The organism is Mesorhizobium sp. B2-4-14 (genome assembly GCF_006442155.1).
Lineage (GTDB): Bacteria > Pseudomonadota > Alphaproteobacteria > Rhizobiales > Rhizobiaceae > Mesorhizobium.
The window spans coordinates 1-24,629 of the sequence record NZ_VFVA01000048.1; the positions used below are offsets into that span (position 1 = coordinate 1).

Annotated in this window: 21 protein-coding genes and 1 pseudogene; 13 read left to right on the plus strand and 9 right to left on the minus strand. The window is 63.4% G+C overall.

Features of this window, described 5'->3' with window-relative positions:
* Positions 1-1,567: phosphate acyltransferase (locus tag FJ938_RS26700; protein WP_140699110.1), on the minus strand; the 1,567-nt coding region annotated here is incomplete at its 3' end.
* Positions 1,568-1,928: 361 nt separating this feature from the next.
* Here FJ938_RS26700 and mutS point away from each other — a divergent pair.
* Positions 1,929-4,694, plus strand: a complete 2,766-nt coding sequence (gene mutS, locus FJ938_RS26705; protein WP_140699112.1) for a DNA mismatch repair protein MutS — start codon at positions 1,929-1,931, stop codon at positions 4,692-4,694.
* Here mutS and FJ938_RS26710 read toward each other — a convergent pair whose 3' ends face one another.
* From FJ938_RS26710 to FJ938_RS26720, 3 genes are all read right to left on the minus strand, one after another.
* On the minus strand, positions 4,695-5,540 hold the full coding sequence (locus FJ938_RS26710; protein ID WP_140699115.1) for an aldo/keto reductase: 846 nt from the start codon (positions 5,538-5,540) through the stop codon (positions 4,695-4,697).
* Positions 5,541-5,627: 87 nt separating this feature from the next.
* On the minus strand, positions 5,628-6,020 hold the full coding sequence (locus tag FJ938_RS26715) for a DUF305 domain-containing protein (RefSeq protein ID WP_140699117.1): 393 nt from the start codon (positions 6,018-6,020) through the stop codon (positions 5,628-5,630).
* 43 nt (positions 6,021-6,063) lie between these two features.
* Complete coding sequence (locus FJ938_RS26720; RefSeq protein WP_140699120.1) at positions 6,064-8,589, minus strand: heavy metal translocating P-type ATPase; 2,526 nt, start codon at positions 8,587-8,589, stop codon at positions 6,064-6,066.
* Between the two features lie 188 nt (positions 8,590-8,777).
* On the opposite strand from FJ938_RS26720, the pseudogene FJ938_RS30460 reads away from it, so the two are divergent.
* From FJ938_RS30460 to FJ938_RS26760, 9 genes and pseudogenes are all read left to right on the plus strand, one after another.
* Positions 8,778-9,161: pseudogene (locus tag FJ938_RS30460) on the plus strand (glycosyltransferase family 25 protein); the annotation flags it as partial.
* Between the two features lie 80 nt (positions 9,162-9,241).
* The gene (locus FJ938_RS30465; RefSeq protein ID WP_348642297.1) at positions 9,242-9,580 is read left to right on the plus strand and encodes a hypothetical protein; all 339 of its coding nucleotides are present in this window, start codon (positions 9,242-9,244) and stop codon (positions 9,578-9,580) included.
* 343 nt (positions 9,581-9,923) lie between these two features.
* Complete coding sequence (locus tag FJ938_RS26730; RefSeq protein WP_140699122.1) at positions 9,924-10,730, plus strand: glycosyltransferase family 25 protein; 807 nt, start codon at positions 9,924-9,926, stop codon at positions 10,728-10,730.
* Positions 10,727-11,524: a glycosyltransferase family 25 protein gene (locus tag FJ938_RS26735; protein ID WP_140699125.1), complete on the plus strand. Its 798-nt coding sequence runs from the start codon at positions 10,727-10,729 to the stop codon at positions 11,522-11,524. The genes FJ938_RS26730 and FJ938_RS26735 overlap by 4 nt, the downstream gene beginning before the upstream one ends.
* A 90-nt stretch (positions 11,525-11,614) precedes the next feature.
* On the plus strand, positions 11,615-14,416 hold the full coding sequence (locus FJ938_RS26740; RefSeq protein ID WP_140699128.1) for a [protein-PII] uridylyltransferase: 2,802 nt from the start codon (positions 11,615-11,617) through the stop codon (positions 14,414-14,416).
* Positions 14,417-14,462: 46 nt separating this feature from the next.
* Entirely contained in the window at positions 14,463-16,061 is a 1,599-nt protein-coding gene (murJ, locus tag FJ938_RS26745) for a murein biosynthesis integral membrane protein MurJ (RefSeq protein WP_140699130.1), read from the plus strand.
* Between the two features lie 455 nt (positions 16,062-16,516).
* Positions 16,517-17,584, plus strand: coding sequence for a tryptophan--tRNA ligase (gene trpS, locus FJ938_RS26750; protein ID WP_140699133.1), 1,068 nt, complete (start codon positions 16,517-16,519; stop codon positions 17,582-17,584).
* A gap of 154 nt (positions 17,585-17,738) precedes the next feature.
* On the plus strand, positions 17,739-18,230 hold the full coding sequence (locus tag FJ938_RS26755) for a universal stress protein (protein WP_140612979.1): 492 nt from the start codon (positions 17,739-17,741) through the stop codon (positions 18,228-18,230).
* Between the two features lie 154 nt (positions 18,231-18,384).
* Entirely contained in the window at positions 18,385-18,954 is a 570-nt protein-coding gene (locus FJ938_RS26760; protein ID WP_140612980.1) for a NifU family protein, read from the plus strand.
* A 170-nt stretch (positions 18,955-19,124) separates the two neighbouring features.
* On the opposite strand, the gene FJ938_RS26765 is transcribed toward FJ938_RS26760, so the two are convergent.
* Positions 19,125-19,742, minus strand: a complete 618-nt coding sequence (locus tag FJ938_RS26765; protein WP_140612981.1) for a L,D-transpeptidase — start codon at positions 19,740-19,742, stop codon at positions 19,125-19,127.
* Between the two features lie 226 nt (positions 19,743-19,968).
* On the opposite strand from FJ938_RS26765, the gene cueR reads away from it, so the two are divergent.
* The gene (gene cueR / locus FJ938_RS26770; RefSeq protein ID WP_140612984.1) at positions 19,969-20,388 is read left to right on the plus strand and encodes a Cu(I)-responsive transcriptional regulator; all 420 of its coding nucleotides are present in this window, start codon (positions 19,969-19,971) and stop codon (positions 20,386-20,388) included.
* A 30-nt stretch (positions 20,389-20,418) separates the two neighbouring features.
* On the opposite strand, the gene FJ938_RS26775 is transcribed toward cueR, so the two are convergent.
* Positions 20,419-20,715, minus strand: a complete 297-nt coding sequence (locus FJ938_RS26775) for an immunity 53 family protein (RefSeq protein ID WP_140699136.1) — start codon at positions 20,713-20,715, stop codon at positions 20,419-20,421.
* A gap of 113 nt (positions 20,716-20,828) precedes the next feature.
* On the opposite strand from FJ938_RS26775, the gene FJ938_RS26780 reads away from it, so the two are divergent.
* Entirely contained in the window at positions 20,829-21,053 is a 225-nt protein-coding gene (locus FJ938_RS26780) for a hypothetical protein (RefSeq protein WP_140612985.1), read from the plus strand.
* 414 nt (positions 21,054-21,467) lie between these two features.
* On the opposite strand, the gene FJ938_RS26785 is transcribed toward FJ938_RS26780, so the two are convergent.
* Positions 21,468-21,719 carry a hypothetical protein gene (locus FJ938_RS26785; RefSeq protein WP_140612983.1) on the minus strand — a complete coding sequence of 84 codons (252 nt, stop codon included), beginning with the start codon at positions 21,717-21,719 and terminating at the stop codon, positions 21,468-21,470.
* Positions 21,720-21,885: 166 nt separating this feature from the next.
* On the opposite strand from FJ938_RS26785, the gene FJ938_RS26790 reads away from it, so the two are divergent.
* Positions 21,886-22,386 carry an MmcB family DNA repair protein gene (locus FJ938_RS26790; protein WP_140612986.1) on the plus strand — a complete coding sequence of 167 codons (501 nt, stop codon included), beginning with the start codon at positions 21,886-21,888 and terminating at the stop codon, positions 22,384-22,386.
* Between the two features lie 298 nt (positions 22,387-22,684).
* On the opposite strand, the gene nhaA is transcribed toward FJ938_RS26790, so the two are convergent.
* Both nhaA and FJ938_RS26800 read right to left on the minus strand, forming a co-directional pair.
* Complete coding sequence (gene nhaA / locus FJ938_RS26795; RefSeq protein ID WP_140613552.1) at positions 22,685-23,875, minus strand: Na+/H+ antiporter NhaA; 1,191 nt, start codon at positions 23,873-23,875, stop codon at positions 22,685-22,687.
* Between the two features lie 148 nt (positions 23,876-24,023).
* On the minus strand, positions 24,024-24,587 hold the full coding sequence (locus FJ938_RS26800; RefSeq protein ID WP_027032803.1) for an ActR/PrrA/RegA family redox response regulator transcription factor: 564 nt from the start codon (positions 24,585-24,587) through the stop codon (positions 24,024-24,026).
* Positions 24,588-24,629: the final 42 nt, after the last annotated feature.

Genomic DNA, 24,629 nt, shown 5'->3' on the forward strand with positions numbered 1-24,629 from the left:
GTTCGTATAGATAGTCGGTGTAGATCGAGTTGCGGCGCGACAGCCGGGCATTGATTATCTCGAGGCCCTGCTTGTTGAGGTCGATGCCGGCGTTCCTGGCGTTCTCCTTGATGACATCGTCGCGGCCAAGCAGGATGGCGGTGCCGAGCCGCTGGTTCACATAGGAGACGGCGGCGCGCATCACCTGCTCCTCCTCGCCTTCGGCGAAGACGATGCGCTTGGGTTGGCGGCGCACGCGGTCGTAGATGCGCTGCAGGGTCGAAGCGATCGGATCGCGGCGGGCGGACAACTCCTGCGCGTAGCGGTCGAGGTCGAGGATCGGCTTGCGGGCGACGCCAGAATCCATCGCCGCCTTGGCCACGGCAATCGGAATGGCCGAGATCAGGCGCGGGTCGAACGGCACCGGAATGATGTAGTTGGGGCCGAATTTCGGCCGGTTGCCCTGATAGGCGGCGGCGACGTCGTCCGGCACGTCCTGGCGCGCCAGTTCGGCGAGCGCGCGGGCCGCGGCGATCTTCATGTCGTCGTTGATGGTGGTGGCCCGCACATCCAGTGCGCCGCGAAAGATATAGGGGAAGCCGAGCACGTTGTTGACCTGGTTCGGATAGTCCGAACGCCCGGTGGCCATGATGGCGTCGGTGCGGATCTCGGCCACTTCTTCCGGCGTGATCTCGGGGTCCGGATTGGCCATGGCGAAGATGATCGGGTTCTTGGCCATCGACTGCACCATGGCGGTGGTCAGTGCGCCCTTGGCCGACAGACCGAGGAAGACGTCGGCACCATCGAGCGCTTCGGCCAGGCTGCGCGCCTCGGTTTTCACCGCATGCGCCGACTTCCACTGGTTCATGCCTTCGGTGCGGCCCTGGAAGACGACGCCCTTGGTGTCGCACAGGATGATGTTTTCAGGCGCGAAGCCCATCGCCTTCATCAGCTCGATGCAGGCGATGCCGGCCGCACCCGCGCCGTTGCAGACCAGCCTGGTGGTCTTCATGTCGCGGCCGGTGATCTCCAGCGCGTTGATGAGGCCGGCGGCCGAGATGATGGCGGTGCCGTGCTGGTCGTCATGGAAGACCGGGATGTCCATCAGCTCGCGCAGGCGCTGCTCGATGATGAAGCATTCCGGCGCCTTGATGTCTTCCAGGTTGATGCCGCCGAAGGAGGGACCGAGGAAGCGCACGCAGTTGACGAACTCGTCGGCATCCTCGGTGTCGACCTCGATATCGATGGAATCGACGTCGGCGAAGCGCTTGAACAGCACCGCCTTGCCTTCCATCACCGGCTTCGACGCCAGCGCGCCGAGATTGCCGAGGCCGAGGATAGCAGTGCCGTTGGAGATGACGGCGACCATATTGCCGCGCGTCGTATAGTCGAAGGCACGGCTGGGATCCTCGGCGATGGCGCGCACCGGCACGGCGACACCTGGCGAATAGGCGAGGCTGAGATCGCGCTGCGTCGTCATCGGCTTGGTGGCGACGATCTCGAGCTTGCCGGGCCGGCCCATGGCATGGAATTCGAGCGCTTCCTGCGCGCTGACGGACGGACCGTTGTTCTCGGTTTTCCTGGCCATGATGCTTTTGATTTCCTCGCCGGTGCAGCACCTCCTTGAAGCGGGTGCTTGTGTGGTTCCGAATTAAGACCACGCGCCGGCTCGTGTAAACCGCCAAGCTCGGCAAAGCTGCTTCAAAGCGGGCGCGACTGGTCACGGCCGTTCTTGTGCCGTCCTGAATGCCGCGATCTCAGGGGCATGCTGGCGCAGGGTTGCCCAGTGCGCAGGGTTCCGGCCCCCGGGGAACAGCCATTGGGAATATGGCGGATTCGCTGCTGCCCGGCCGTTGCTTCAGAGCCGACCGATAGGCAACGCAGTCTTCCCCTGCTTTTCGAAGCCCCGGCATTAAACCCGGCCATCACATCTGCTAGCGTGCCGCGCCATGAACATGCATAGCCCGAACGAGCCCGACGCCCCCGAGGTGATGACGCCGCCGCAGCCCGGCGCCGCTGTCACGCCGATGATGGAGCAGTTCATCGAAATCAAGGCGGCGAACCCGGATTCACTGCTGTTCTATCGCATGGGCGATTTCTACGAGCTGTTCTTCGACGATGCCGAGAAAGCGAGCCGGGCGCTGGGCATCGTGCTGACCAAGCGCGGCAAGCACCAGGGCCACGACATACCGATGTGCGGCGTGCCGGTGCATGCCGCCGACGATTATCTGCAGAAGCTGATCGGCCAGGGTTTTCGCGTCGCCGTCTGCGAACAGATCGAGGATCCGGCCGAAGCCAAGAAGCGCGGCTCCAAATCGGTGGTGCGCCGCGACGTGGTGCGGCTGGTGACGCCGGGCACGATCACCGAGGACAAATTGCTGGCGCCTTCGGAATCAAGCTTCCTGATGGCGCTCGGACGGGTGAAGGGCGGCGCGGATCCAAGAGGCGGGGAGCGCGGGAGCACGACAGCGAACCAGGGAAGCTTCGCCTTGGCCTGGATTGACATCTCGACCGGCGCCTTCCGCGTCGCCGAAACCACGGCCGACCGGCTGCTCGCTGATATCTTCCGTGTCGATCCGCGCGAGCTGATCGTCGCCGAGCCGGTGTTCCACGATCCCGAGCTGAAGCCCATGTTCGACCTGCTCGGCCGGGTCGCCAACCCGCAGCCGCCATCGCTGTTCGATTCGGCCTCCGCCACCGGCCGCATCGCCCGCTTCTTCGATGTAGCGACACCCGACAGTTTCGGCACGTTTTCGCGGGCCGAACTGTCGGCGATCTCGGGCGCCATCGCCTATGTCGAGAAGACGCAGAAAGCCGAGCGGCCGCCCTTGTCGCGGCCCGAGCGCGAGGAACAGGGCTCGACCTTGTTCATCGATCCGGCGACGCGCGGCAATCTGGAGCTGCTGCGTACATTGTCGGGGAGCCGCGAAGGTTCCCTGTTCAAGGCGATAGACCGCACGGTGACCGGCGGCGGCGCAAGACTGCTCGCGGACCGGCTGATGGCGCCGCTGACCGACCCGGCGGCCATTGTCGCACGGCTGGATTCGGTGTCGTTCTTCCGGTCCGAAACGCGGCTCTGCCAGGCGGTTAGGGCGAGCCTGAAGAGCGTCGCCGACATGCCGCGCGCCCTGTCAAGGCTGGCGCTCAACCGTGGCGGGCCGCGCGACCTCGGCGCATTGCGCGCCGGCTTCCAGGCGGCCGGCGCGATCGCCGAAATCTTTGCCGCCACCGCCCTGCCCCAGGAATTGGCGGCAGCGCTGGCTGCCATCAAGGCACTCCCCGAAGCGCTTGCCCGGCATCTGACGCAGGCGCTCGGCGAGGAACTGCCGCTGCTAAAACGCGACGGCGGTTTCGTTCGCGGCGGCTACCATGCCGAACTCGACGAGATGCGGGCACTGCGCGACGAATCCCGCAAGGTGATCGCCGGGCTGGAGCGCTCGCTGATCGACGATACCGGCATCCGCTCGCTGAAAATCCGGCACAACAATGTGCTGGGCTATTACATCGAGGTGACGGCCAACCATCATGCGGTGATGACCGGCAGCGATGGTGCCAAGGCGCGCTTCATTCACCGCCAGACGATGGCCAACGCGATGCGCTTCACCACGACAGAACTCGCCGAGCTCGAGACCAAGATCGCCAACGCCGCCGACCGCGCGCTGAGCATCGAACTGGCGACTTTCGACGCGCTGACGGCGGAAGCTGTCGCCGAGGCCGAGGCGATCCGCGCCGGCGCTGAAGCACTCGCCGTGCTCGACGTGTCGGCGGCACTGGCGCTGCTTTCGGAAAGCGAGGCCTGGTGCCGGCCGGTGGTGGATTCCAGCCTTGCCTTCGAAATATCTGGCGGCCGGCATCCGGTGGTCGAACAGGCGTTGCGCCGTTCGGGCGAAGGGCCGTTCGTCGCCAATGATTGCGACCTCTCGCCGGAGGGGAGTGCCAAGAACGGCGCGATCTGGCTGCTGACCGGCCCGAACATGGGTGGTAAATCGACCTTCCTGCGGCAGAACGCGCTGATCGCGATCCTGGCCCAAACCGGTTCCTTCGTGCCGGCGGCATCCGCCCATATCGGCGTCGTCGACCGGCTGTTCTCGCGCGTCGGCGCTTCGGACGATCTGGCGCGCGGCCGTTCGACCTTCATGGTCGAAATGGTCGAGACGGCGGCGATCCTCAACCAGGCCGGCGAGCGGGCGCTGGTGATCCTCGATGAGATCGGTCGCGGCACCGCCACTTTCGACGGCCTGTCGATCGCCTGGGCGGCGGTGGAATACCTGCACGAGAAGAACCGCTGCCGGGCAATCTTCGCCACCCATTTCCATGAGATGACGTCGCTCGCCGGCAAGCTGGCGCGGCTTCACAACGTCACCATGCGGGTCAAGGAGTGGGAAGGCGACGTCGTCTTCCTGCACGAGGTCGGCAAGGGTGCGGCCGATCGCTCCTACGGCGTGCAGGTAGCGCGGCTCGCCGGCCTGCCGGAAGCGGTGGTCGACCGGGCCAAGCAAGTGCTGCACCAGCTGGAGGAAGGCGAGGTCTCCGGCAAGACCAACCGGCTGGTCGACGACCTGCCGCTGTTTTCGGTGGCGGTGAAACGCGAAGCATCCAAGCCGGTGAAGAGCGACGCGCTGGGCGAGGCCCTTCGAACCATCAACCCGGACGAGATGACGCCCCGCGAGGCGCTGGAGGCGCTTTACCGGCTGAAGGGGCTGGCGGGAAAATAGTCAGATCATCTCCAGCCCGCGCTTGCGGGTCGGCGGCGGGAAGGCACGGTCGAGATCGGCGAGATCCTCGCTCGTGAGCTCGATGTCGAGCGCCGCGAAATTCTGGCGGACATGCTCCTGGCTGCTGGCCTTGGGGATGGCGATGACGCCCTCCTGGTGCATCACCCAGGCCAAGGCGATCTGTGCGGCGGTCGCATTGTGGCGGGCGGCGACCGTGTCGAGCCTGGCATTGCGCGCCAGTGCGCCCTGCTCCACCGGCGAATAGGCCATCAGGGGAATGCCGCGCTGGCGGCTCCACGGTGCCAGATCGAACTCGAGGCCGCGCCGCGAGAGGTTGTAGAGAACCTGGTTGGTCTGGACCCCATCGCCTGTCGGCAGACCGACCAATTCCTCCATCTCGTCGGTATCGAAATTGCTGACGCCCCAATGGCGGATCTTGCCGGCCTTCTTCAAAGCCTCGAAGGCTTCGACCGTCTCCGACAATGGCACGCTGCCCGGCCAATGCAGCAAATAGAGATCGACATGGTCGGTGCGCAGGCGCTTCAGGCTGTTCTCGCAGGCGCGCTGCACGCCCGCGCGCGACGCGTTCGACGGCAGCACTTTCGAAACCAGGAAAACCTCGGCGCGGTGCCCGGCAATGGCCTCGGCCACCACCGCCTCGGCGCCGCCGCTGGCATACATTTCGGCGGTGTCGATCAGCGTGACGCCGAGATCGAGGCCGAGCCTGAGGGCATTCACCTCATCGGCGCGGCGGCGCGAATCCTCGCCCATTTTCCACGTGCCCTGGCCGAGAACGGGTACAGCCTCGCCGGAAGGCAGCGTGGTGGTTCTGACACTCGATGGCATGATGGCCTCCAGTTAAAGCTGGATCGCATCACAGGCGGGGCGAGAAATCCAGAGCGTTCCCGCCACAGCTTCACGATGTCCGAAGGCCTATTTCACCGGATGGGCGGCGAGCCAGTGCTGCATCTGCTTGATCTCGGCTTCTTGCGCCGCGATGACCGCTTCGGCGAGCTTGCGGATCTCCGGGTCCTTGCCGTTGGCAAGCTCGACCTTGGCCATGTCGATCGCACCCTGGTGATGCGGGATCATGCCACGGACGAAATCGACATCGGCATTGCCGGTATATTGCGAAGCCATCATGCCGACATGCATCTTGTCCATCGCCGCCTTGTAGCCTTCGGTCGAAGGGCTGGTCGCGTCGGTTGCCATGCCGGCCATGTCGTGTTTCATCTCTTCACTGCTCGCCGGAACGCTTTCGAGGAAGACGGCAAGCAGCATTCCAGCGGCCATCAGCAAAAGCACCAGTTTCTTGGCCAACGTCATTCATGGTCTCCTATTGAGTGAGTTTCGTATTTGGGGCTTTGGGTCAGAGTTTCAACGTTCTCAGTCGCAATGCGTTGGCGATGACCGACACGGAGGACAGGCTCATCGCCGCCGCCGCCAGCATCGGCGACAAAAGCGTGCCGGTGAGCGGATAGAGCACGCCGGCCGCGACCGGGACGCCAAGCAAATTGTAGAGGAAGGCGAAGAACAGGTTCTGCCGGATGTTGCCGATGGTCGCCTGGGCCAGGGTGCGGGCCCGCACGATGCCGTTGAGGTCGCCCTTGACCAAGGTGATGCCGGCGCTTTCGACCGCGACATCGGCGCCGGTGCCCATGGCGATGCCGACATCGGCGGCCGCAAGTGCCGGCGCGTCGTTGACGCCGTCGCCGGCCATGGCAACACCGGCGCCCCTGCCACGCAACTCGTCGACGAGAGCCGCCTTCTGTTCCGGCAACAGGCCGGCGCGAACCTCGTCGATGCCGAGGCTCCTGGCGATCGCCTTGGCCGTGCGCTCATTGTCGCCGGTGGCCATGATGATCCTCAGCCCGCTGTCATGCAGGGCCTTGATCGCTTCGGCGGTGGTCGCCTTGATCGGATCGGCGACGGCGACGATGCCGGCCAGCGTGCCGCCGACCGCGACGAACATCGCCGTCTTGCCATTGCCCTGCAACGCTTCCGCGCTGGCCGAGACGGCGGCAACGGCGACGCCGAGGTCGCCCATCATCGCGGCGTTGCCGAGCGCGACGGTCTTGCCCGACACGATGCCGGAAACGCCCTTGCCGGTGACCGCCTCGAAGCCGGTGGCGTCGGTGACGTTTAGACCACGCGCCGCCGCGCCTTCTAGGATGGCCTCGGCCAACGGATGTTCGGACCCTTTCTCCAGGCTCGCGGCGAGACCCAAAAGGTCATCCTCGGAAATGCCATTGGCGGGCACGACATCGGTCAGTTTCGGCCGGCCCTCGGTCAGCGTGCCGGTCTTGTCGACGATCAGCGTGTCGACGGAGGCAAAGCGTTCGAGCGCGGCGGCCTCCTTGATCAGCACGCCGGCATGCGCGCCGCGCCCGGTGGCGGTCATGATCGACATCGGCGTGGCGAGGCCGAGCGCACAGGGACAGGCGATGATCAGCACCGAGACCGCCGAGACAATGGCGAAGATCAGGCTGGGCTCGGGCCCGAAGAGCGCCCAGGCGATGAACGCGGCGATCGCGACGAGGACAACGGCCGGGACGAAGTAGAAGGAAACACGGTCGGCCAATCCTTGTATCGGCGCGCGCGAGCGCTGTGCCTTGGCGACGAGTTCGACGATGCGCGCGAGCGTGGTCTTGACCCCGACCCGTTCGGCGCGCATGATCAGCGAGCCCTGTCTATTGAGGGTGCCGCCGGTGAGGGCATCGCCTTCGGCCTTTTCGACCGGCAGCGGCTCGCCCGTGATCATGGATTCGTCGATGGAAGAGCGGCCTTCCAGCACGGTGCCATCGACCGGCACGGCATCGCCGGGACGGATGCGCAGGCGATCGCCGGCCTTGACGCTGTCCAGTGGCACATCGGTCTCGGAACCGTCCCCGGCGATATGCCGCGCGGTCTTCGGCGCGAGATCAAGCAGGGCGCGGATCGCCGATCCGGTCTTCTCGCGGGCGCGCAGTTCCAGCACCTGGCCGAGGAAGACCAGCGCGACAATCACGGCGGCGGCCTCGAAATAGACCGGCACCGCACCGCCATGGCCGCGGAACTGATGCGGAAAGGTGTCGGGGAAGAGCGTGGCGACGACACTGTAGAGATAGGCGGCGCCGACGCCGAGCGAAATCAGCGTCCACATGTTCGGGCTGCGGTTGAGGATCGACTCCCAGCCACGATGGAAGAAGGGAAAGGCGGCCCAAAGCACCACCGGGCTTGCCAACGCAAGTTCGATCCAGACCTTCATTCTATCGTCGACCAGGCCTTCGAACGACAGGCCGACCATCGGCGCCATGGCGATGATCAGGAGCGGGACCGACAGGGCCGCGCTCACCCAGAACCGCCTGGTAAAATCGACCAGCTCGGGATTTGGCCCCTCATCGCCTGATGGTACTCCCATCGGCTCCAGCGCCATGCCGCAGATCGGGCAGGAGCCGGGCTTGTCGCGGATCACTTCCGGGTGCATCGGGCACGTGTATTGCGTGCCCTTGGGCGCAGGCGGTGGCTCCGGCCTGTCACCGAGATAAGTCTGCGGTGCGGCTTCGAACTTCGCCTTGCAGCCGGCGGAACAGAAATAGAAACCCTGGCCTTCATGGCGGACAAAGTGCCTGGCGCTGGCGCGGTCGACGTTCATGCCGCAGACGGGGTCGATGGCCGTCAGGTATTGTTCCGCTCCGGCCTGGAATTTCGCACGGCAGCGCTCGCTGCAGAAATGATAGAGATGGCCACCATGTTCTGATGTCGGCTTGCCGGCGGCCGGATCCACGGTCATGCCACAGACCGGATCGCGCAGGACGGCACCCGCATCCACGGCCGCGCCTTTCGGCGCGCAACAGCTGCCATGCGCGCCATGTGTGTGGTGATCGCCGTGATGATCATGGTCTGAATGCGTCATCCAAAATGCCTCTATGCCTCTGCCTCGGAGCCGAGGTAGTGCTTCCAGTAACTGGAAGGTCAAGGGCTTTTTGATTTTTCGCATTTCGGGTCCGACCGGCGGTTCACCCAGAAAAAGCCGACATTTCTTGGCGCAGCGTGTGCTAATACAGGCGGGTCCTTCCAACCATGACCCCGATCCCGTCGACAATGAAATGCCTGGTCATCAATCTTGATCGGTCTCCTGACCGGCTTACCCACATCACGGCCGAGTTTGCCCGCATCGGCATCACCTTCGAGCGAATAGCCGGAACCGATGCCCGCGAGCACCCGGACCTGGTGCTTCAGCCACAACATCCAATGTATGCTATCCGCCGGCTGTCCCCCAGCGAGATTGCCTGCTTGCACAGCCATCGCAGCTGCTGGTCGATCATCGCGCGGGACGATGCCCCCTATGGCGCCGTCTTCGAGGACGACATTGTGTTCTCCGCGAAAGCCGGTGCCCTGCTTGCCGGCAGTAGCTGGATTCCGGCCGATGCCGATGTCATCAAGCTGGAGACCTTCTTCAGCAAGACCATGATCCAGAGGAAAAGGACGGCCGTCGGCCATGGCTTCTCAGCGTTCAGGCTCCGCAGGAGCCATATGGGCACCGGGGCTACATCCTCTCAAGACAGATGGCGCGCGATCTGCTGGAAGCGACCGCAACGGCCAATGTGGCCGCCGATGATCTCGTCTTCAACCCGGCATTCCCGACCTCAGGTGAAAAGACGATCTACCAGCTTGTTCCCGCACTCTGTGCGCAGGACCAGTTCGTGGGCGACAGACTGCCGAGCCTGATTTACGACGAACGCGAAGCCGAATGGGTCGCAAGCGGGCTGACCGTCAAACGCAGAAAGCCCCTCTCCGAGAAGGTGGGAGTGGAAACCAGGCGCATCGCCGAGTGGATCATCGATCACTGCAGGCTGCGGCGATACACGGTCGTCCCCCTCGACCCGCCGGAAGCAGAGAAATAGACTTTGTTCCGGATAATCGGCGCAATCAATATTAGTCTAAATTAGATATTACTAAAATGGTCCCGACATCCGCCGCGGGGCTGTTAAACCTCTCCGCTTCGAATTGCCGCTTGTTACCAGACCTTGAATAGAAAAATTTCACCTGCTTCTCCGTAACACGCAATCTTGGTGTACTTTTTTGGATTTGGGCTGGCTTAAATATTCGTTTCTGCATATGAGGGATAAATTCCCGCCAGAAAACGCCAAATTATTTCGCTCTACACGCCTGATTCGGCGCCAGACAGCTAGCGCCGGCTCGGCGAAACGAGAGCCCGTGTAATAGTAGCAAAGATTTCGTGCAAGAATGAAGTGCCTGATTATCAATCTCGATCGCTCACCCGACCGGCTTGCCCACATGACCGCCGCATTTGCCCGCATCGGGATCGCCTTCGAGCGGATCGCGGCAATCGACGCCAGACAGCATCCGGATCTGGGCCTGCAACGCCAGCATGCTCTGTATGCGGTGCAACGTCTTTCCGGCAGCGAGATTGCATGTCTGCACAGCCATCGTGCCTGCTGGGCCATCATTGCGCAGGACGACGCGCCCTACGGCGCCGTGTTCGAGGACGACATGGTGTTTTCGGCGAAAGCCGGTGCGCTGCTAGCCGATACGAACTGGGTTCCAGCCGACGCCGATATCGTCAAGCTCGAGACATTCTTCCCCACGACGGTGATCCAGAGGGAAAGAGCGTCCATCGGTCATGGGTTTTCCGTGTTCAGGTTCCGCAAGAACCATATCGGGGCCGGAGGCTACCTGCTCTCCAGGCAAGCGGCTCGTGACCTTCTCCTGGCAACCGCCGAGATCAACGTGGCAGTGGACAATCTCATTTTTGACCCAGCATTCACAACGTCGATAGGCAAGACCATCTACCAGCTTGTTCCCGCGCTGTGCGCGCAGGAACAGTTCATTGGTGCCAGTTTGCCCAGTCTGATCGCGCAGGAGCGGGACGCCGCGCGGCTCGCCAGCGGGCGTGCGAACGAGCGCAGGAAACCGGTCATGGCGCGTATCAAGAGAGAGATCTCGCGGACGGCGCGGTGGATTGCCGATTTGTGCCGATTCCGGCGACAGATCGTCGTCCCCCTCGGCTCGATCGAGGCAGGCGATCAATGAAGCGCCTGGTCATCAATCTCGATCGCTCTCCCGACCGGCTTGCCCACATGACCGCCGAATTCGTCCGTATCGGCATCGCCTTCGAGCGGGTTGCGGGGGTCGATGCCAGGGAATGTCTCGACCTTGTGCTGCAGCCGCAGCACGCGATACACGCCATTCGCCCGCTTTCCGGCAGCGAGATCGCCTGCCTGCATAGCCATCGCGCCTGCTGGATGATCATTGCGCAGGACGACGCTCCATACGGCGCCGTGTTCGAGGACGATATGGTCTTCTCCAGCAAGGCCGGTGCGTTGTTGGGCGATTCGAGTTGGGTGCCGGCAGACGCGGACGTCGTGAAGCTCGAGACCTTCTTCTCCAGAACCGTGATCCAGAGGAAGAGGATCGCCGCTGGACACGGCTTTTCCATGGTCAGGCTCCGCAAAGGCCATCCGGGAGCTGGGGGCTATCTGCTCTCGCGGCAGACGGCACGCGACTTTCTGGAGGCAACCGCCAAGGTCAATATCGCCGTCGACGATCTCATATTCGATCCGATCATTTCAGCCGACAAGACTGTCTACCAGCTTGTTCCAGCGCTCTGCGCGCAGGACCAGTTCGTTGACGACAGGCTGCCAAGCCTGCTTGACGAGGAGCGGGATGCCGCTCGCTCCGCGAGCGGGCTTTTGCCGAGACAGAGGAAGCCGACAGTCGTGAGAATCAGGAGGGAGGCGGGGCGCACCATGCGGTGGATCGCCGACTTCTGCAGGTTCCGGCGACAGATGGTCGTGCCTCTCGATCCGATCGAGGCAACGGACTAAGCCGCTTTCCGGGCTCTCGGCCGGCCCCATACCCAGCGCCGCGAAAACGCGCTATAGACGCCGCCCAAAAGGCAAGGCCGACCGGTACCTATGGCGAAAATCTCCCTGAAGCTCGATGAACTGATCGACGGCGACGCCTTGCGCCGCGAGATGACCGCCCTGACGACGGCCACGGCCGGCGACGGCTCCGGACCGGCCGTCCGCGCCGGCGTTCTCCAGCTTCTCAAGGGTCGGCTCGCCGAAGGCCGCAGAACAGCCGAGGCCATGCTGAGGCAGGATGGCGGCGGCAATGCCTGCGCCGAGCGGCTGTCGCACCTGATGGATGAACTGATCCGCGCGCTCTACGATTTCGCGGCGACCCATGTCTACCGTGTGAAGAACCGGTCGGCGGCCGAACGCATGGCCGTCGTCGCCGTCGGCGGCTATGGCCGCGGCACGCTGGCGCCGGGATCCGACATCGACCTGTTGTTCCTGCTGCCCTACAAGCAGACGCCCTGGGGCGAACAGACAGTCGAATACATGCTCTACATGCTGTGGGATCTCGGGCTGAAGGTCGGCCATGCCACCCGCAACATCGACGAGTGCCTGAGGCTTTCGCGCACCGACATCACCATCCGCACCTCGATCCTGGAAGCGCGCTTCCTGTGGGGCGAACGCAAGCTCTATGACGAACTGATGCTGCGCTTCGACCATGAGTTGGTGCGCACGACCGGCCCGGAATATGTGCAGGCCAAACTCGCCGAGCGGGACGAGCGCCATGCCAAGGCCGGCGAAAGCCGCTATCTGGTCGAGCCCAACGTCAAGGACGGCAAGGGCGGCCTGCGCGACCTGCAGACGCTGTTCTGGATCGGCAAGTATTTCTACCGCGTGCGCACCGGCGAGGAACTGGTCGAGAAAGGCGTCTTCACCGAAGCCGAGTACCGTGAGTTCCAGAAGGCCGAGGATTTCCTGTGGGCGGTGCGCTGCCACATGCATTTCCTCACCGGCAAGGCCGAGGAACGGCTGCATTTCGACATCCAGCGCGAGATCGCCGAGCGGCTCGGCTACACCACCCATCCGGGCCTGTCGGCGGTCGAGCGCTTCATGAAGCACTACTTCCTCGTCGCCAAGGATGTCGGTGACCTGACCCGCATCTTCTGCGCCGCGCTCGAGGAAGAGCAGGCCAAGCATGTGCCTGGCTTCAACCGCATCTTCCTCACCTTCCAGCGCCGCAAGCGCAAGCTCGCCGGCACCTCGGACTTCATCGTCGACAACCACCGCATCAACATCGCCGACGACACCGTGTTCGAGCGCGATCCGGTCAATCTGCTCAGGCTGTTCTGGTTCGCCGACAAGCACGGGCTGGAATTCCACCCCGACGCGCTGAAACTGCTGACCCGCTCGCTCGGCCTGGTCAACAAGTCGCTCAGGCGCGACGAGGAAGCCAACCGGCTGTTCCTCGACATATTGACGTCGGACCGCAATGCCGAACTCAACCTGCGGCGCATGAACGAGGCGGGGCTGCTGGGCAGGCTGATCCCCGACTTCGGCAAGATCGTCGCCATGATGCAGTTCTCGATGTACCACCACTACACGGTCGACGAGCACCTGATCCGCTGCATCGGCGTGCTGGCCGAGATCGAACGCGGCGACGGCGAGAAGGTGCATCCGCTATCGCATTCGCTGATGCCGGGGCTGAAGAAGAGCCGCGAAGCGCTCTATGTCGCCGTGCTGCTGCATGACATCGCCAAAGGCAGGCCGGAAGATCACTCCGAGGCCGGCGCCAGGATCGCGCGGCGCATCTGCCCGCATATGGGGCTGTCGCCGGCCGACACCGAAACGGTCGCCTGGCTGGTCGAGAATCATCTCGCCATGTCGATGACGGCGCAGACCCGCGATCTCAACGACCGCAAGACCATCGAGGATTTCGCCTCGATCGTGCAATCGGTCGAGCGGTTGAAGCTGCTTTTGATCCTCACCGTCTGCGACATCAGGGGCGTCGGACCAGGCGTCTGGAACGGCTGGAAGGGACAGTTGCTGCGCACGCTCTACTTTGAGACCGAACTGCTCCTGACCGGCGGCTTTTCGGAAGTGTCGCGCGCCGAGCGCACGACGGCAGCGCGCGAGCGGCTGGCCGAGGCGTTGGCCGGCTGGCCGGCGAAGGAACGCAAGCGCTATGTCGCCCAGCACTACGAAAACTACCTTTTGACCGTCGACCTGCCGGACCAGCTTCGCCACGCGGAATTCGTTCGCGAGGCGGACGCCGCCGGCAAGAAGCTCGCCACCATGGTCAAGACACATGAATTCGAGGCGGTGACCGAGATCACGGTGCTGGCGCAGGACCATCCGCGCCTGCTTTCGGTGATCGCAGGCGCTTGTGCCGCCGCCGGCGGCAACATCGTCGACGCGCAGATCTTCACCACATCCGACGGGCGCGCGCTGGACTCGATCCTGATCTCGAGGGAGTTCGATCTTGACGAGGACGAGCGCCGGCGCGCCGAGCGCGTCGGGCGGCTGATCGAGGACGTGCTGTCGGGCAAAAGCTGGCTGCCTGAGATGATCGAGAAGCGGACGAAGCCGAGGCGCGGCGCCAAGGTGTTCAAGATCCCGCCGCGCGCCGAAATCCGCAACGCGCTGTCGAATCGTTTTTCGGTCGTCGAGGTCGAAGGGCTCGACCGCCCGGGCCTGCTGTCGGAGATCACCGGGACGCTGTCCAACCTGTCGCTCGACATCGCATCGGCGCATATCACCACTTTCGGCGAGAAGGTTATTGACACTTTCTATGTCACCGACCTCACCGGCCAGAAGATCGACAGCCCGGCCCGCATCGCCACCATCCGCAACCGGCTGATGGCGACGCTCGAAGGCACTGCGCCCGACCGCGGCGGCAAGGCCAAGGCGGCCGCCGAGTGACTGCCATCATCATCTTGTCCCAATCCCACAAGCAGTCTTGGAACGCATGAGCCTCGTCAAGAAATTCGCCACGGTCGCTTCCGGCACGCTGATGAGCCGCGCACTCGGCTTCGGCCGCGAGATGCTGATGGCGGCCGCACTCGGCACCGGGCCGGTCGCCGACGCCTTCAACGCCGCCTTCCAGTTTCCTAACACCTTCCGCCGGCTGTTCGCCGAGGGCGCCTTCAACGCAGCCTTCGTGCCGCTGTTCGCCAAGGAGATCGAGACCCACGGCACCGATGGCGCCAAGCGCTTCTCCGAGGAAGTGTTCGGCGTGCTGTTCACGGCGCTGCTGGCGCTGACGATCGCCATGGAGCTGGCGATGCCGCTGATCGTGCGCTATCTGGTGGCCCCGGGCTTTGCCGAGACGCCGGGCAAGTTCGAGACGACCGTCACGCTGGCGACGATCATGTTCCCCTACCTGATCTGCATGTCGCTCGCCGCCATGATGGCCGGCATGCTGAATTCGCTGCGCCGCTATTTCGCGGCTGCCATCGCGCCCGCTTTCCTGAACATCATCCTGATCAGCGTGCTTGGCTATGCGTGGTACCACGGCCTGGATGCGCACGCCGTCGGCTTCGGCCTGTCCTGGGGCGTGCTGGCGGCCGGCATCGTGCAACTCGCCATCGTCTGGGTCGCGGTACGCAATGCCGGCATCGCGATCGGTTTCCGCCGGCCGAAGATGACGCCCAACGTCAAGCGGCTGCTGATCCTGGCGCTGCCGGCGGCCATCACCGGCGGCATCACCCAGATCAACCAGTTGATCGGAACGGCGATCGCCTCGGCGCAGAACAGCGCGGTGTCCTCGCTTGCCTACGCCGACCGCATCTACCAGCTGCCGCTTGGCGTCATCGGCGTGGCGGTGGCGATCGTGCTGTTGCCCGAACTGTCGCGGGCGCTGAAATCGGGCAATCTGATCGAGGCGGCCAACTTGCAGAACCGTTCCGTCGAGTTCACCCTGTTCATGACCCTGCCGGCGGCGGCGGCATTGTGGGTGATGTCGGAACCGATCGTGCGGCTGGTGTACGAACGCGGCGCGTTCGCAGCCAACCACTCGACGCCGACGGTGGCGGCGATCCTGGCGATCTTCGGGCTCGGCCTGCCGGCCTTCGTGCTGATCAAGGCCTTCACCCCAGGCTATTTCGCGCGTGAGGACACGCGCACGCCGATGATCTTCGCCGCCATCTCGGTGGCGGTGAACGTTGCCACCGCGCTCACGCTGTTTCCCACGATGGGCGCGCCCGGCATTGCCGTGGCCTCGGCCGTGGCCGGCTGGGTCAACGCCCTGATGCTGCTTGGCATGCTGATCCGGCGCGGCCATTGGGGCCGCGACGTGCCGCTTCTGAAACGCATTCCACGTCTGGTGCTGTCCGCGATCGTGATGGGCGTCGCCCTGTACTTTGCCGAACATTGGCTGGCCGCCAGGATTGGTCCGGGTTCGCCGCTGGTGGTCAAGGCGACGACGATCCTGGCGCTGGTGGGCGGCGGTGCGGCTCTCTACTTCGTCACGGCGTTTGCCACCGGCGGTGCCGATTTCGGCATGATCCGGCGCAACATCAAGCGCAAGGGATCGCCAGCGTCTAAGGAACAGTCTCCAGATCGGTAAGCCCGACCGCGGCGATCCGGTCGACAAGCATCAATCTTCGCCGGACAATTCGTCGTAGACCGAGCGCGGGAGCGGCACGCGTGCCTGTTTGCTAAGTTCGATCCCGAATTCGGCCCGAAGCCGCGCGGCTATCTTCAGCGGCGTCTCACGGTCGCGCCGGCCCTTCAAACCTTCCCTCGTTGTTGACGGTGGCCGGCATCTATTTTCTCATCAAGATCATATGCAGGGCAGATCCTCTGATATCATACATCGTGGTATCATACATGAGCATGTCGGCGCCGCCTGACTGCCGCTATCCCCGAACAGCCTCTTGATCCTCCGCGCGCTCTCGTCCATAAGCGCGCCGTCGCAAGACTTTCGCCGCGCGCGGTTTCCAGCCGCGTGATTGGCTCCGAAAGGTCTGCAACTTTTCGGAATCACGCTGATACGGCCCTCCACAAGCCCCGAGGAAAAACATGTCCGCTTTCAAGCCACTCGTCTTCTCCGGTGTCCAGCCGACCGGCAATCTGCACCTCGGCAATTATCTGGGCGCCATCAAGAAATTCGTCGCCCTGCAGGACACGTCCGATTGCATCTACTGCGTCGTCGACCTGCATTCGCTGACCGCGCAGCTCGTCCATGATGATCTTGCCGATCAGACGCGATCGATCACCGCCGCCTTTCTTGCCTCCGGTATCGATTCGAAGAAACACATCGTCTTCAACCAGTCGCGGGTGATGCAGCACGCCGAGCTCGCCTGGATCTTCAATTGCGTCGCGCGCATCGGCTGGATGAACAAGATGACGCAGTTCAAGGACAAGGCCGGAAAGGACCGCGAGAACGCTTCGCTAGGTCTGCTCGCCTATCCCTCGCTGATGGCTGCCGACATCCTGCTCTACCGCGCCACCCATGTGCCGGTCGGCGAAGACCAGAAGCAGCACCTGGAGCTGACCCGCGACATCGCGCAGAAATTCAACAACGACTTTTCGGACCGCATCGCCAGGCTTGGCGTCGGCGTCGAGATGCAGGTGGGCGAGGAGACGGTGAACGGCTTCTTTCCGATCACGGAACCGGTCATCGGTGGGCCGGCGGCGCGCATCATGAGCCTGCGTGACGGATCGAAGAAGATGTCGAAGTCGGACCCGTCGGACCTGTCGCGCATCAACCTGACGGACGATGCCGACACCATCTCGAAGAAGATCCGCAAGGCCAAGACCGATCCGGAAGCCTTGCCTGGCGAAGTCGACGGGCTGGAGAACCGTCCCGAGGCGGAAAACCTTGTCGGCATCTATGCGGGTCTCGCCGAGATATCGAAGGCCCACGTGCTGAAGGAATTCGGCGGCCAGCAGTTTTCCGTGTTCAAGCCGGCGCTCGCCGACCTCGCTGTGGAGAAGTTGGCCCCGATCGCGAGCGAGATGCGCCGCATCCAAGGTGACCGCGCCTATGTCGACGCGGTGCTGAGGGACGGCGGCGAGCGCGCCGGCGTGCTCGCCGAAACGACGATGAAGACGGTGCGCGACATCATCGGGCTGCTGCAGGGCTGATCCCTATCTTCACCATGATGGCGCAAGACATATTGGCCTAAGACATCCTGGTCTAAGGCATCCTGGCCTAAGACATCCTGACCTAAGACTGGCGGCTTGCCGCCGGTCTGCTGCGGTGGCAGATTGCGGTCGAAAAGACACCGAGTAGATAGACATGGTCTCCAAACGCCTCAGCCGCGAAGCCGGTCATCGCCGGAAATTCCTGACGATCATCGACGACACGCCGGAATGCGAGCGCGCCGTCGCCTACGCCTCGAAGCGGGCGCAGAACACCGGCGGCACGCTGGTGCTGCTCTATGTCATCGTACCGGACGATTTCCAGCACTGGCTGGGCGTCGAGAAGATCATGCGCGAGGAGGCGATCGCCACGGCGCGCGCGGCCCTCGACGGCTATGCCAACAAGGTGCGCCAGAAGCTCGGCATCGAACCGGAGATGGTGGTTCGCGAAGGCAAGCCGACGGAAGAGATCCACAAGCTGATCGAGGAAGACCAGGACATCGCCATCCTGGTGCTGGCGGCCGGCGCTGGCAAGGAAGGACCGGGGCCGCTGGTCGGCGCGGTGGCCGGCAAGGGCGCCGCCTTCCCCATTCCGGTCACCGTCGTGCCGCAAAACCTGTCCGACGAGGAGATCGACAGCCTCGCCTGAGATCCGCCCGGGATTCAATTCCCCCAGCCAGATCCTTGGCAAAACATTCCGCCAGCCAGCCGTTCGGGCGATGCGTTTGGCTTGAATGTCCAGCCGATAGAGCCTATTTAGAATTATTCCAAACTATCTGCCCTGACTGGGCACGGAGACGGCCATGTTCATCCAGACCGAATCGACGCCAAACCCGGCGACGCTGAAATTCCTGCCTGGCAAGGAAGTTCTGCTCGAAGGCACCGCCGATTTCCGCGATGCCGACAGCGCGGCGACCGCCTCGCCGCTGGCCGGCCGGCTGTTCGAAATCCCCGGCGTCACCGGCGTCTTCTTCGGCTACGACTTCATCACCGTGACCAAGGACGGCCCCGACTGGCAGCACCTGAAGCCGGCGATCCTGGGCGCCATCATGGAGCATTTCATGTCCGGCGCGCCGGTCATGACCAAGACCGGCCCGGCCGCCGAGACCAGCCAGACCGGCGAATTCTACGACAAGGCGGACGAGGAACTCGTCATCACCATCAAGGAACTGCTCGACACAAGAGTGCGCCCGGCGGTGGCGCAGGATGGCGGCGACATCACCTTCCGCGGCTTCGAGAACGGCACGGTGTTCCTGCACATGAAGGGTGCCTGCGCCGGCTGCCCGTCATCGACGGCGACGCTGAAGCACGGCATCCAGAACCTGCTTCGCCATTTCGTGCCCGAAGTGCAGCAGGTCGAACAGGTCGCCTGATTCTTCCGCTCGCCGCCTGTCGGTCTACGGGAGCGGCCTGAACATACCGTTCGCGAATAACAAAAAACCGGGCCGAATTGCCCGGTTTTCTGTTTGGGACGTCCGTTGTTGCCTAGACGGTCCGCGTACGAAACTTGTTTGCCATTTGGCCAAGCCCTGACGGGCATGGCCTATATCACGATGACCTTGGCGCCGACCGAGGCGCGGTCATAGAGATCGATGATGTCCTGGTTCATCAGCCGGATGCAGCCAGACGACATGGCCTTGCCGATCGAGTTCCATTCCGGGCTGCCGTGCAGGCGGTAACCCATGTCACCGCCCTTGTTGAACAGATACATGGCGCGCGCGCCGAGAGGGTTCTTCAGGCCCGGCTCCATGCCGCCGGCGAACTTGGCGAGCTCCGGCTGACGCTTGATCATCTGTGACGGCGGCGTCCAGGTCGGCCATTCGCGCTTGATGGCGATATGGGCCGTGCCATGCCACTCGAAGCCCTCGCGGCCAACGCCGATGCCGTAGCGGATCGCGCGGCCGTCGCCCTCGACGAAATAGAGGAACTTGTTCTGCGTATCGACGATGATCGTGCCGGGCTTTTCCTTGGTGTCGTAGTTCACTTCCTGCCGGTGGAACTGCCTCGGCACCCTTTCGATCGGGATGCGCGGCAGTTGATAACCAGCATCGGTCACCGCGCCATAGTCGTTGGAGAAGATCTGTCCGCCGATGGTGCTGCAACCGGCGATAGCGGTAGACAGCGCCAATGCGGCAAATATTGCAAGCGACTTCATGCGCATGAGGTGATCCGGTGCCCCGCCCAAACGTCAGCAGCACGAGTCGGCCGCTTTGTCGCCATCATTCATGCTGGCATTTGCTTTGCTTGCCAAGCACGCGATGCCTATATGCGGGGACCTACGCGCTGGTAAGCATATCACTATGGCATTTCGGCAACAGCCTTCACCGGATTGTGAAGGAAATTCAATGAGCCCAAATCGAGAAGCCCGCAAAAACGAGGAACCCGCCATGAATGTCGGCGACGCCGCCCACCGTTCAGGCCTGCCGGCCAAGACCATCCGTTACTATGAGGAGATCGGCCTGATCGCGCCCGCGCGCGCCGCCAATGGCTATCGCGACTATTCCGGCGACGACATCCACCGGCTGGCCTTCCTGCGTCGCGCGCGCAATCTCGGCTTTTCCATCGACGATTGCCGCCAGTTGATGGCGCTCTACCAGGATCGCGGCCGCGCCAGCCACGATGTGCGCGAGATCGCCGCCGCCCATGTCACGGCGATCGAGGAGAAGGTACGCCAATTGCAGTCGATGCGCTCGACCCTGCAGAAACTGATCCACGCCTGCCATGGCGACGAGCGGCCGGACTGCCCGATCCTGGATGATATGGCGGGGGCGGTGGAACGCGAACCGACCGCCGTCGGACGTCAATAGGTCCAAGAAAGCCGATTGGGCTCGGAGAGTTCAGCGCACATTCGTCGCCCAATCTCGGAAAGCCTCCAGAAGCGAACGCAGATGGAGCGGGCCGCCAGCCCCCTCAAACACGTTGTCCTTCGTCCAGCATGTCCACCAGTCGGTTGGATGCCCGCGATTGTGCGTGATCGGATCAAGAATACGCCCGTTGCAGTCCGTCCCCACAAGGTCGATTTTCAAAGACCAGCCGGGGTTATCGATGGTGCTGATCGAAGGACCAAACCGATGCTCCCAAACACCATCGCATTGGGCTTCATACCAGCGGGCCAACCAATCCAGAACGTCCATCCGGTCAAACTAGCGAAACGGCAGCGGCATGGGAAGAAGGCATGCGCCAAGGCGGGGCTGTCAGCTATGCAATCGCCATCCTAGGTGGGGCGATTCCTCAATGGGAGATCGCAATGGCTAGGTCGAAACCGTCAAAGCAGTTATCGCAGGCTGAAATCGAGCGCTTTTTGGTGGCAGCGGAAGCGCTGCACCTAAGCATCATCAAGCCGTTCATATCACCTAGCAGCGAGCATCACCGGGCGCTCCAGCGCACCCATGAAGCGCTATTAAAGGGGGTGAAGGATATTACCGGCAAGGATGCCGAATTCATCGCGTATTTTGGGGCTTGGTCGAAATAGCTTGCGGCCGATTAATCTTCCCGCCGACAGCCTCCGCTAACCGAATATTCAATAAACCCATCATAGCCATGACTAGAGCGAATATGCGCATGAGCGTAACCGGTCTGATCCGGAATCTCTATCGCAGGAATAAGCAAACGACAAATTCCATGCCTGCGGGTATTACGGCGATTAATAGTATCGCGTCGACAAGTGGCATTTAGTCCCCTTCCCCAAGTAGGAACCGAAGTCATAACGCAAACGGCCCGCCTCAAGGATGTACGTTCACCTCTCGTTCCACTCGAAAAACAGACATGCTCCCCTCTTGTAGCGATTATAGCGCCACCATTCCCACAGCGGGAAACGTCCCCAATCGCCAATTAGTAACCTTCAGAGGTAACGGCCTATAGCCATTCCCCTACGGCTGGGTAGCGCCTAGCGCTCCGGCGGCCCTTGGTAGAGGTACCAGAGCGGGAGCGCGACGCCAGCCCATGAAATTGCGATCAGTAGACACCAATAGAGGTACGGGTCTTGAACCCGATCAAGGACATGCCAGCCACCGCCGTGCTTGGGGATGGTGGCCTTCCCGTTCCATAGCCAAAAGCCAATGAAAGCGCCCGCACCAAGCATCTGTGCGATCAAAAGATACTTGATGACCGCTTCCGCAGTTTTATTCTTTTCGGCCACTGTGCGCCCCCCTTGTAGGCGGCTTGAGATACTTGGGAGGGCTTAATCGTTCGTAAGTGCCGGCCTGTCATGATTATATTCCTATTTTCGATCTAGGTTTGTTAACGACATAATCGCCCTCGATAAACAGGTTCAAACCGTGAACAAAATCTGGCATGGTGCCGCCATGCCGATCATCTCGCCGATTCCCCTCAATCCTCTCATCGACGGACGCCAGTCCGAGCGCGCGCTACTGGTGCGGCGCGGCGTGCAGCGGCTGCTGATGCAGATGGGCGCCCATGTGCTGCCGGAACTGTCGCTGGCGACTGGCCGGCGCGCCGATCTCGTGGCGCTGACGCGCCAGGGCGATGTCTGGATCATCGAGATCAAATCCTCGATCGAGGATTTCCGGGTCGACCGCAAATGGCCCGACTATCGGCTGCATTCCGACCGCTTCTTCTTCGCCACCCATCCCGGCGTGCCGGCGGACATCTTTCCGGAAGAGTGCGGCTTCATCCTCTCCGATGGCTACGGCGCCGAAATCCTGCGCGATGCGCCGGAGCACCGCATGGCGGCGGCAACGCGCAAGGCGCTGATGCTGCGCATTGCGCGCGCCGGTGCCTCGCGGCTGCTGGCGGCGGAACTGGCGGGTGTGTCGCTGCCGTCGCTGGAGGGGGAGAGCGAGTAGCTGCCGTCGAAAGCTGGCGCCGTGTGGTCGCCTTTCAGCGTTTGCACTGCCCCTCATCTGCCTGCCGGCGTTCGTCGTTCGAAAAGCCAAGCAATTGGCTTTTCGTCCGCTGCGCGGACCACTTCTCAACTCCCCGTATAGTAACGGGGAGAAGGATGCTTTCATAGCGGATTTCGCCAGTTTTCAGCGTTTGCAAAAGAGCGCCAAGGGGCGGCAGTGTCCCTTCTCCCCGTTCCACGGGGAGAAGATGCCGGCAGGCAGATGAGGGGCGGCGCGGCGTCTGCCAGAAGCGCGGACGCTATTCCTCGTCCTCTTCCACCCCTCCCACCGCCGGCGCCAGCAAAAGCACCGCCGCGCCGAGGATGGCGGCGATGAAGGAGCCGGCGAGAATGCCGACCTTGACGGAGTCCTGCAGGGTTACATCGCCGGCGAAGGCGAGCAGGCCGATGAACAGGCTCATGGTGAAGCCGATGCCGCAGAGCAGCGACACGCCGAGCATATGCGACCAGCCGGCATGGCCGGGCAGGTCGGCCAGGCCGAGACGGATGGCAAGTGCGGAGGAGCCGAAGACGCCGACCAGTTTGCCGACGACGAGACCGGCGGCGACGCCCAGCGTCAACGGCTCGATCAGCGCGCCAAGGCTCAGGCCGGCGAGCGAAACACCGGCATTGGCAAAGCCGAAGATCGGGACGACTATGAATGCCACGAGCTTGTGCAGGCCGTGCTCGAGCCGGTGCAGGGGCGAATGCTCGAGGTCGTGCCCGGCGGCGCGTTCAAGCGGAATGGTGAGCGCCAGGGCCACGCCGGCGAGCGTGGCGTGGACGCCCGACTTCAGCACCAGCACCCACAGGATGGCGCCAAGCACGAGATAGGGCGCCAGCGTCATCACCCGCATGCGGTTGAGCATGATGAGCGCGGCGATGACGGCGAAGGCGGCGCCGAGGTAGGCCAGCGACAGGCCGCTGGTGTAGAATATGGCGATGATGATGACGGCGCCGAGATCGTCGATGATGGCGAGCGCGGTGAGGAAGACCTTCAGCGAGGCCGGCACCCGGCTGCCGAGAAGCGACAGCACGCCGAGCGCGAAGGCGATGTCGGTGGCGGTCGGGATAGCCCAGCCGGACAAGGCCGGCCCGTTGTTGCGGTTGACGGCGACATAGACAAGGGCAGGAACCACCATGCCGCCGGCGGCCGCGATGCCGGGCAGCACGCGCCTGGGCCAGGTCGAAAGCTGGCCGTCCAGCATCTCGCGTTTGATCTCCAGCCCGACGAGCAGGAAGAACACCGCCATCAGCCCGTCATTGACCCAGTGCGAGACGCTGAGCGGGCCGAGATAGGCGTGGAGAACTGAGAAGTAGGTCTCGGCAAGCGGCGAATTGGCGACGATCAGCGCCAGGGCGGCCGCCACCATCAGAATGATGCCGCCGGCCGCCTCGCTGTCGAGAAATTCGCGGAAGACGGAAACCGGCCGTTGCTTCAAATCCTGCATGTCGCCTCCGTCATCGTTTCCCAAGCGTTTGCGCTGCCCCTCACCTGCCTGCCGGCATCTCTCCCGTATAGTGACGGGGAGAGGGCGCTGTCATCGATGGTTTCGCCAATTACCAATATCGCAAGCGATTGCCTGCGTGCCTCGGCGATCAGCGCGGCGCGCGCTTGGCGAGGATCCGCTGCAGCGTGCGGCGGTGCATGTTGAGCCGGCGCGCGGTCTCGGAGACGTTGCGCTCGCACATTTCGTAGACGCGCTGGATATGCTCCCAGCGGACACGGTCGGCCGACATGGGGTTCTCGGGGGGCGCGGCGCGCTCACCGGTGGTGCGGGTCAGCGCGGCAAAGACATCGTCGGCATCGGCCGGCTTCGACAGATAGTCGACGGCGCCGAGTTTCACCGCTGTCACCGCGGTGGCGATGTTGCCGTAGCCGGTCAGGATGATGGTACGGGAATCCTCGCGCTTCTCGCGGATGGCGGCGACGACATCAAGGCCGTTGCCGTCGCCAAGCCGCATGTCGACCACGGCATAGGCGGGCGGGTTGGCGCGCGCCTTGCCCACCGCCTCCTCGACGCTCTCGGCGGTCTCGACCACGAAGCCCCTGGTTTCCATGGCGCGGGCCAGGCGGGTCAGGAACGGCTTGTCGTCGTCGACGATTAGAAGCGAAGTGTCCTCGCCCTCAACCATCGCGCCAATATTTTCATCGCCTGTCATCGTCTTGGAAATTCCTGCTGCCTTATTTTTACGCAGATATCG